The organism is Kitasatospora sp. NPDC087314 (assembly GCF_044744365.1).
Classification (GTDB): Bacteria; Actinomycetota; Actinomycetes; order Streptomycetales; family Streptomycetaceae; genus Kitasatospora.
The window spans coordinates 312,776-319,983 of sequence record NZ_JBIUYE010000011.1 but is presented as its reverse complement, the minus strand read 5'-3'; the positions used below and the strand labels follow the sequence as shown (position 1 = coordinate 319,983).

General features: G+C 74.2%; 7 protein-coding genes. 5 read left to right on the top strand and 2 right to left on the bottom strand.

All coding sequences use genetic code 11. From position 1 onward, the window contains the following. The first annotated feature begins 4 nt into the window (after positions 1-4). The 4 genes from ACIO5E_RS25095 to ACIO5E_RS25080 are packed head-to-tail and all read left to right on the top strand — an operon-like array spanning position 5 to position 2,449. The gene (locus ACIO5E_RS25095; RefSeq protein WP_400671704.1) at positions 5-220 is read left to right on the top strand and encodes an MbtH family protein; all 216 of its coding nucleotides are present in this window, start codon (positions 5-7) and stop codon (positions 218-220) included. 10 nt (positions 221-230) lie between these two features. Continuing rightward, a complete protein-coding gene (locus ACIO5E_RS25090) occupies positions 231-1,478 on the top strand; it encodes a cytochrome P450 (RefSeq protein WP_400671702.1) in 1,248 nt (415 codons plus the stop codon). Positions 1,479-1,508: 30 nt separating this feature from the next. Beyond that, positions 1,509-2,252, top strand: coding sequence for an SRPBCC domain-containing protein (locus tag ACIO5E_RS25085; RefSeq protein ID WP_400671700.1), 744 nt, complete (start codon positions 1,509-1,511; stop codon positions 2,250-2,252). An 8-nt stretch (positions 2,253-2,260) separates the two neighbouring features. Then, positions 2,261-2,449 (top strand): hypothetical protein, encoded by a 189-nt coding sequence (locus tag ACIO5E_RS25080; protein ID WP_400671698.1) that lies wholly within the window; start codon positions 2,261-2,263, stop codon positions 2,447-2,449. A 105-nt stretch (positions 2,450-2,554) separates the two neighbouring features. On the opposite strand, the gene ACIO5E_RS25075 is transcribed toward ACIO5E_RS25080, so the two are convergent. Beyond that, a complete protein-coding gene (locus ACIO5E_RS25075; protein ID WP_400671696.1) occupies positions 2,555-4,156 on the bottom strand; it encodes an ABC-F family ATP-binding cassette domain-containing protein in 1,602 nt (533 codons plus the stop codon). A 318-nt stretch (positions 4,157-4,474) separates the two neighbouring features. On the opposite strand from ACIO5E_RS25075, the gene ACIO5E_RS25070 reads away from it, so the two are divergent. Then, complete coding sequence (locus tag ACIO5E_RS25070) at positions 4,475-5,395, top strand: RimK family alpha-L-glutamate ligase (RefSeq protein WP_400671693.1); 921 nt, start codon at positions 4,475-4,477, stop codon at positions 5,393-5,395. Between the two features lie 74 nt (positions 5,396-5,469). Here ACIO5E_RS25070 and ACIO5E_RS25065 read toward each other — a convergent pair whose 3' ends face one another. Beyond that, a complete protein-coding gene (locus tag ACIO5E_RS25065) occupies positions 5,470-6,807 on the bottom strand; it encodes an FAD-dependent monooxygenase (protein ID WP_400671690.1) in 1,338 nt (445 codons plus the stop codon). Positions 6,808-7,208: the final 401 nt, after the last annotated feature.

Below are 7,208 nucleotides of genomic sequence, written 5' to 3'. Positions count from 1 at the left end.
CCCCATGACCAACCCGTTCGACGACCAGGACGGCACCTTCCTCGTGCTCGTCAACCAGGAGAACCAGCACTCGCTGTGGCCGCAGTTCGCCGACGTCCCCGCCGGCTGGACCGTCGCCCACGGCCCCGACACCCAGTCCGCCTGCCTGGAGTACGTCGAGCGCTCCTGGACCGACATGCGGCCCAAGAGCCTCGCCGACGCCATGGACGCCCAGCGGTAGCGCGGCCGACATGACCTCCACCGACACCCTGGACGGGGCCCGCGGCACCGCGGGCCCCGCCGGGCCCGGCGACCTCACCGCAGCGCTGAACACCGTCGAGGCACGTCGGGACCCGTACCCGGTCTACGCCCGCATGCGCCGTGAGGACCCGGTCCACCGCAGTGCCCGGGGCATCTGGTACCTCACCCGGTACACCGACGTCGAGGTGGCGCTGGGCGACCTGCGGCTGTCCAACGACCGGGACCGGATGACCCGCGCCTACGGTGCGCTCGGCGGCGACCTCAAGGCCTTCAGCCGGCTCACCGACCGGCTCGGCCGGGTGATGACCAACACCGACCCGCCGGATCACGCCCGGCTGCGCAAGCTGGCGAACCGGGCCTTCACCGCCCGGCGGGTCGAAGCCCTGCGCGACGGCATCCAGCGGATCGTCGACCGCCTCATCGACGAGGCGGTCGCGGCTGGGCCGACCATGGACCTGATCGAGGCGGTCGCCTCCCCGTTGCCGCTGAACGTCGTCTGCGAGCTGTTCGGCATCCCGCCCGGGGACCGACCGCAGGTCAAGAACTGGTTCCGCCGGTTCGGCCGGCTCTCCGAGGACCTCGACAAGTCCGAGGCGGCGATCGGGCAGTACGAGGAGTACCTCGCCCGACTGGTCAGCCGACGCCGGGCCGACCCGGGCGACGACCTGATCAGCGCCCTGGTCGCGACGCAGGGTCAGGACGACCGGCTCACCGACTCCGAGTTGCTGTCCACCTGCTTCGTCCTGATCACCGCGGGCGACGAGACCACCACCCACCTGGTCGGCAACGGCGTGCTCGCCCTGCTGCGCCACCCCGACCAGCTGGCCCGGCTGCGCGAGGACCCGGCGCTGATCCGCACCGCCGTCGACGAACTGGCCCGCTACGACACGCCGACCCAGGCGATCGTCCGGGTCGTCGCCGAGGACGTCGGGATCGGCGGGCGGACACTGCGCGCGGGCGAGCTGGTGTACCTGTTCCTCGCCGCCACCAACCGCGATCCCGACCGCTTCGAGGACCCCGACCGGCTCGACCTGTCCCGCCCGGGCAACCGGCACCTGAGCTTCGGCCACGGCCCGCACTTCTGCCTCGGCGGCCCGCTGGCCAAGCTCCAGGCCGAGGTGGCCATCGGCACACTGGTCCGCCGGCTCCCGCAGCTGCGGCTGGTCGACGAGGCGGCCCTCGAATGGCGGGCCAACCCACTGCAACGGCGGCTGAGCGCCCTCCCGCTCACCTACTGACACGTGAACGACGACGAAGGAGAACTGACCATGGCCCGAGAGTTCGAGGTCCGCCGGGAGCAGGACCTGCCCGCCACACCCGAGCAGGTCTGGCACGCGGTCGCCAGCGGCGCCGGCAACCTCGGCTGGCTGTACCCCATGGAGGTCGAGCCGTGCGTCGGCGGAAAGGTCACCCGGGGCGACGGCACCGTCGTGGCGTGGGAGCCGCCGAGCCACTTCGCCGTCCGCGCGGCCACGGACGACGGATTCTCCAACACGCTCACCTACCGGATCGAGCCGGTCGACGGCGCGACGAGCCACCTGCGCATGGGGATCCACTGGGTGCACACGGGCGTCGTCGACGACTACTGGGACACCAAGGCGGACGCGGCCGAGAAGCACGTCGACTTCTACCAGCACGGCCTCGCCGAGTACCTGCGGCACTTCGCCGGCCGCCCCGCCGTCTACGTCAGGGCCCAGCGCCCCGAACGCACCGCCGACCCGGCCGACTTCGTCGCCCTGCGCCGACGCCTCTGCCTCGCCGACGACGCGGCCGTCGGCGACCGGCTGTCGCTCGACCTCCCGGGTACGGGCGCCGGTTCGGAGGAGGTGGTCGTGGACTGGCTCAGCCCCGACTTCATCGGTCTGCGCGGCCCGGACGCGCTGTACCGCTTCTTCAACGGCAGCTCCTGGAACTGGCCGATCTGGCTGGGCCACCACCTGTTCGCCGGGGACGCGGACGAGCAGCAGGCCATCAAGGCGTGGAACGCCTGGCTCAACGACGCCCAAGCCTAGGATCACCGATGGAGACACTGCTCTACGCCGCCGAACTCGTCGAGGAGAACGGCACCTACACGCTCGTCCTGCAGGACGTGGTGCGGGACACCGTCCAGTCCACCCCGGTCCCCAAGGCCATGGTGGACAGGCTCCCGACCTTCCTGTCGGCGCTCACCGCCAAGCTCAACCCGACACCGTCGCGCAGCCGCCGGTAGACCGCCTCCGGCGCCACGAGGCCGATGCCCACCCGGTAGCCGCCGCGACTCGCCGCGTCCCGCCGGGGGAGACCGGCGGGCCGCGGCGGTGTCAGACGGCCCCGCTCACGCCAGGGTGACCAGCTCCAGGTAGGAGTCGTGCCAGAGGTCCTCGTCGCCGTCCGGGAGGAGCAGGACGCGGTCGGGGCGCAGGGCCTCGATGGCGCCCGGATCGTGGGTGACCATCACGATCGCGCCCGGGTAGGTGCCGACCGCTGCCAGGACCTCGGCGCGGGAGGCCGGGTCGAGGTTGTTGGTGGGCTCGTCGAGCAGCAGCACGTTGGCGCCGGAGTGGACCAGAGCGGCCAGCGCCAGCCGGGTCTTCTCGCCGCCCGAGAGCACCCCGGCCGGCTTGTCGACGTCGTCGCCGCGGAACAGGAACGCGCCGAGGACGTGCCGCAGTTCGCCGTCGGTGAGGCCGGGGGCGGCCTGGGCGAGGTTGTCGCGGACGCTGCGCGCCGGGTCGAGGGTGTCGTGCTCCTGCGCGAAGTAGCCGAGCCGCAGGCCCGGGCCGGGGACGACCCGGCCGGAGTCGGGGCTCTCGTGGCCGGCGAGGATGCGCAGCAGGGTGGTCTTGCCGGCGCCGTTCAGACCGAGGACGACCAGTCGGCTGCCCCGGTCGACGGCCAGGTCGAGGCCGGTGAGCACCGGGCGGCCGGCGTAGGCCTTGGCGAGGCTGATCGCGCCGAGCGGCATCCGGCCGCAGGGCGCGGGTTCGGGCAGCCGGATCCGGGCCGTCCGCTCGGCCTGCCGGACGGGTTCGAGCTCGGAGAGCAGCCGGTCGGCGCGGCGGGCCATGCTGCGGGCGGTGGTGGCGGTGGCCACGTTGGCCCGCATCCGGTCGGCCTGGGCGTGCAGCGCGGCGGCCTTGCGTTCGGCGTTGGCGCGCTCCCGGGTCCGGCGGCGCTCGTCGGCCGCGCGTTGGGCGAGATAGGCCCGCCAGCCGGTGTTGTGGACGTCGATCGCGGCGCGCTGCGGGTCCAGGTGGAAGACCCGGTTGGCGGTGTCGGCGAGCAGGCCGAGGTCGTGGCTGATCAGGACCAGCCCGCCCTGGTGGGCCGCGAGGAAGCCGCGCAGCCAGGTGACGGAGTCGGCGTCCAGGTGGTTGGTGGGCTCGTCGAGCAGCAGGGTGCCGTGGTCGGCGAACAGGATCCGGGCCAGCTCGACCCGGCGGCGCTGGCCGCCGGAGAGGGTGCCGACCGGGGCGTCCATGACCCGGGCGGGAAGTCCGAGCCCGGCCGCGACCCGGGCGGCCTCGGCCTCGGCCGCGTAGCCGCCCCGGGACTGGAACTCGGCCTCGGCCCGGGCGTAGGCGTCCATCGCCCGGCGCTCGGCGCCCGGGTCGCAGGCTTGTGCCATCGCCTCCCCGGCGGCGCGCAGTGCGCGGACGGCGGTGTCCAGGCCGCGGGCGGACAGAATGCGGTCGGTGACGGTGGCGGACGGGTCGGCGGCGCGGGAGTCCTGCGGGAGGTAGCCGACGGGGCCGGTGCGGGTGACCGCGCCGGCGGCGGGCGGAAGCTGCCCGGCGAGGGTGGCCAGCAGGGTGGTCTTGCCGGCGCCGTTGCGGCCGACCAGGCCGATCCGGTCGCCGGGGGCGATGTGCAGGGTGACGTCGGACAGCAGGAGGCGGGCGCCGACGCGCACGTCGACACCACGGGTGGTGATCATGGGATAACGCTCCGAAACAGCGAACGGACACACGGGTGGCGTGGAGGCGGGTCCGTCGGCTAGGAAATTCGGGGCGTAGACATGTGGTCCAGGCTAGCGGGGCGAGCGGAGCGTCCGCATCCGAATTACCGGCGCCCGCCGCACACCTGCGCGGCCTCGTACACCTGCGCCGCTCCGTGCGCCCGTGCGGCTCCGCCCACCCCGCGCGACGCACCCCCTGCCCGGCTCCGCCCACCCGTGCGGTTTCGGCCAGCGGGCCCGGAGTTGGCGTGCGGCGCCGTCTTGCCGGGGCCGGGGGCACCCGCTTCCATGGCCCGCATGGGTCGACGTGAGCTCGTTCTCCTGACTGATCACAGTTCGACCGAAGGCAGCCGGGACACCCTCGTCACCGCCGTCCGGACGGTCACCGGCCGGGCGCCCGTGCTGCTCGATGCCCGGCACTTCATGACCGGCGGGGGCGGCCGGATCCGCACGGACGGCGCGGGCGGGCTGTGCCTGGAGGCGGAGGGGCGCAGTGTGGCCGCCGACACCGTCGTGGTCTACGAGATCCCGCCGCACCGGCGCCGCGACTTCGCGCCCTGCCAGCGGTTGCTGCGCGCGTGCGGCGCCCGCTCGCTGGGCACCGACCCGCAGTCCTGGCGGGCGGCCACCGAGAAGGACATCACGGTGGCCTGCTTCACCCGCGACCGCGTCGCGCACATGCCGACCGTCGCACTCTCCCGGCCGAGCCCGCGGGCCGCCGCCGAAGCCTTCGACCGGCTCGGCGGAGACGTCTGGGCCCGGCCCTGTGTCGGGATGGGCGGCGACGACGTCTTCCATGTCACCGACCACGCCCAACTCGCCGCCGCTACGCGGCACTACGAGCAGGAGGGGGCGGACTGGCTGATCGCCCGGGACGCCCGCAACTTCACCCCGGACGGCCGCCGTCACCAGTACCGGGTGGTGGTGCTCGACGGTCGCGTGGTCCGGGTCGTCGAGCACGTGCAGGCGGACCCGGACGCCCCCTGCAACGAGAGCCGGGGCGCCGTCTCCACCCTGTTGGCGGACGCCGAACTTCCGGACGGTCTAGCGGACTTGGCGATCCGTGCCGCCGCCTCCCTCAAGCTGCCGCTGGCCGGCGTCGATCTCGCCGCAGAGAGTGGCGGCGTGGTCTTCGAGGTGAACGTCCACCCGGCGTTCGGCCACGGCGCCCTGGAGCAGGTCGCCGTGCCGTACGTGGCCGCACACCTGGGCCGGTAGGCGCGCGCCGGACCCGGCGCCACGTATCGGGGCAGGTGGGCACCCATCGCTCCGGCGCCGAGCCCGGGTGGGGGTCAGCTCCGCAGGATGGCGCCGAGGAGGGCCGGCCGGAAGAGCAGCGTCGGTGGGGCGACCAGGGACATCACCTGGTGGAAGGCGGCGGTGACCGCCGGGTCGTGGGCGGCGCCGGCCAGCACCTTGTCGAGGAAGCGGTGCTGGAACTTGAGCAGGGCGCCGGAGGGGCCGCCGGTGGTGGCGGCGAAGCGGACGTCCTCGGTGCAGGACATCACCCACGCGTTCTTGGAGACCGCCGTGATCTCGCGCCGGGCGTCCCGGGCCGTGGCGTGGCCGATGCCGCCGTGGCGCAGGGCGGTGCGCCGCAGCGCCTGGGCGCAGAACAGGGCGACGGTGACGCCCTGCCCGTACACCGGGTTGAAGGTGCTCGCGGCGTCGCCGACCACCACCAGGCCTTCCGGGGCGCCGCGTTCGTAGTGCCGCCGCACGCCGGGGCCGGGGACGAAGCCGCGCACCTCGCCGGCCGGCTCGGCCTCCTGCAGCGCCTCGCGGATGCCCGGGTCGCGCAGCTGGGCCACGTGCTTGGCGAACCCGGCCTCGCCGGGCTCGGGTTCGGCGCCGCGCATGCCGGCGACGCTGACGATCCAGCGGTCCCCCTCGACCGGCAGCAGCACGCCCAGCCGGGGCGCGTCGGGGGCCTTGGTCTGCAGGTAGATCGCCTTGCAGCCGAGGTCGACGCCGGCCGGGCGGTGGAACAGCCGGGAGGAGTACGCGACGCCTGCGTCCACCCGCTCCTCGGGCACCGGCGGGTGTCCCAGCTCCGCCAGCCAGTCCGGCACCGCCGTCGAGCGGCCGGCCGCGTCCACCACCAGTTCGGCCGGTATCTCCCTGACTTCACCGTGTTCGGTACCGCGCTCGCGGACCTTCACCCCGGTCACCGCGGGTGCCGACCCGAGCAGGCCGACCACGTCCGTGCCCTCCAGGAACTCGATCGACGGCTCGGTGCGGACCCGGTCCAGCACCGCCTTGTCCAGCACCGGCCGGGTGCAGGAGAGGAAGGCGAGCTGCGCCGGGTACAGTGCCATCCACCCTGCCGAACTGAGCCACTTCAGATCACCCGAAGCGGCGACCAGGGTCGCGCCGGCGTCCAGGAGCTCCTGTTTGATGCCGGGCATCATCTCCTCCAGTGCCCGGTGCCCGGCCTCCAGCACCAGGTGGGCGTGCCGGCCCTGCGGCACCCCCGCCCGGAACGCGGGCTCCGCCGGGTAGCGGTCCCGCTCCACCACCACGATGCGCTCGGCGAAGCCGCGCAGCGCCCAGGCCGCCATCGCGCCGGCCAGCCCGCCGCCGATCACCACCGCCGTGCCCCGCCCGGGGGTCGTCTCCGAAGAAGTCATGACACGTAGCGTAGTTGGACGGTTGCCGCCCGGTAATCGCATCGACAGGACCAATGCGGCCGCCGCGGGAGGTCGTTGACGCCCGAGCGCGCCGGGCGCACGACCGCGCCCGAATGCCTCCGCGCGGGACCCCGGGGCGCGTGGTGGGAGTCACGCGGGAGCGGGTACTAGACTCGGCGGGGTTGTGCAGGCACCTCTTCCGGTGCGCGAGCGCGCGGAGACGAGGAGGTGAGAGCCGTGGAGTGCAGTAGTCCGGGTCGAAGTCGGCCCCGCCCCCGGTTGTCCCGCACCACTCGCGGCACCCGGCGTTCCTCCTCCCGTACGGCTCCCGCGCGGCGCTGACCTCGTCCTCGGCGAGGTGCCGCCGGTCGCGCCGTGCGCGTGGAGGCCGGCCGGGCGCC